This window comes from Vibrio sp. 03_296 (assembly GCF_002265885.1).
In genome coordinates this window covers 1-1,368 of sequence record NZ_NPKW01001082.1, presented here as the reverse complement: position 1 = coordinate 1,368, position 1,368 = coordinate 1, and the positions used below count along the sequence as shown (strand labels likewise).

Sequence of the window (1,368 nt, the reverse complement as noted above, 5' to 3'; positions counted from 1 at the left end):
TCGTCAGTCAGTTTACATAAAGATTAATTCACAGTTCGAATAAATGCCTCATGATGATAATACTGCTCTGCCTATATGGGTTCTGGCTTGAGGAGAATTTTATTTACAATTTTATTACAAAGGAAAATACATCATATAAGCTGTGTTTATAGTTGCATAAACAATAGTTTTTTGTAACTCGCGTAGCGTATTGATATTTTTGTCTGTTTTTAAAAAATACAGAAATACCAAGTACAACAAAAAACTATAAACTGGGTAACATCAAGGTAGATAGCTGTCATGAAAACCGTTCATAGAATGATCGACGTAAAATATCTCGGACATTTTCACAGGTTGCAAAAACACAAAAGCTTTACAGCTGCAGCCGAGTCACTATTTATGACTCAGCCCGCTGTGTCGCAGCATATCAAAAAGATCGAAAATACAATTGGGGCTAGTATTTTTGTTAGAAAAGAGGGATTTGGGCTTACGAAACACGGTAAGGTGTTATTAGAATATGCGGATCAAACAATGTCCATGTATGAAAAGCTATTCAAAGATTTAGAAAAAGTGGATACGAGAGAGCAATATAACATTGCGATGTGCTAGTTCTTGTCTCTCTCCGTAGAAAAAGTCGTGAGCGAATTTCGTGCACTGAATAATACAGACTTAGCGATCACCAGTTTTAGTACAACGTCTACGATCGATATCGCTAACTTCGATGTAATATTCAGTCTCAATCGATTGAGCTCTGAAAATGGTAATTCTTATCAGTTAAGATCATCAAGTTATGTAATTAGTCACACAGCAGTGTATAGACTTATACTGAGTGCTATCCGGTTCCGAGTGGTTTATTGCAAGCTCCTTGTCGGAAAACCTTGGTTCAAGAAGTTACTGAAAGAGAACAAAATCGATACGCGGTTTGTCTCAAGTTGGGTAAGCACGAGTTCTGCAAGACTGATGAACAAAGAGTTGGAAAACCATGGCACCATCATGGTTTGTCCTGATTGGTCAGTTAGAGAGCCTAACTACAAGAAGATTCCCACTAGCCAACAGGTCAATATGAATGTTTGGTTTAGTGAAGGGATGTCTGATGAGTTAGACAAAATTGGCTTAAAGGCGAAACTCAACGATCTTTTTGAACAGCATCATTAGCAGCTATCTGAGGACCAACAAGCTTAATAGCATAAACAAACAGCATGATGCAGAAATAGGTATTCCGTAAGGGATGCCTATTTTTTTTATCTCCTTCTTGGCAATTCAAACAATACACATAAACACCTATTACGGTGATTCCACCAAATAAGCCGATATAGCAAATGGCTTCAATAGCATAGTCGGGTTTTACGCCCACCATCATGACTGGAAAGTATTTTGCGTCACCACCGC

2 protein-coding genes and 1 pseudogene are annotated in these 1,368 nt (G+C 37.9%); 2 read left to right on the top strand and 1 reads right to left on the bottom strand.

Translation table 11 applies throughout. The features are described from left to right. Positions 1-279 precede the first annotated feature (279 nt). Entirely contained in the window at positions 280-588 is a 309-nt protein-coding gene (locus tag CIK04_RS35040) for a LysR family transcriptional regulator (RefSeq protein WP_325206024.1), read from the top strand. Positions 589-939: 351 nt separating this feature from the next. After that, positions 940-1,134 carry a hypothetical protein gene (locus CIK04_RS35035; protein WP_325206023.1) on the top strand — a complete coding sequence of 65 codons (195 nt, stop codon included), beginning with the start codon at positions 940-942 and terminating at the stop codon, positions 1,132-1,134. On the opposite strand, the pseudogene CIK04_RS29950 reads toward CIK04_RS35035, so the two are convergent. Further along, a pseudogene (locus tag CIK04_RS29950) lies at positions 1,106-1,368 on the bottom strand (hypothetical protein); the annotation flags it as partial. The gene CIK04_RS35035 and the pseudogene CIK04_RS29950 sit on opposite strands and share 29 nt — an antisense overlap.

Excerpts from the sequence above, each read along its gene's own strand:
- CIK04_RS35040 (WP_325206024.1), top strand. The coding sequence starts at position 280 with ATGAAAACCGTTCATAGAATGATCGACGTAAAATATCTCGGACATTTT.
- CIK04_RS35035 (WP_325206023.1), top strand. The coding sequence starts at position 940 with ATGAACAAAGAGTTGGAAAACCATGGCACCATCATGGTTTGTCCTGAT.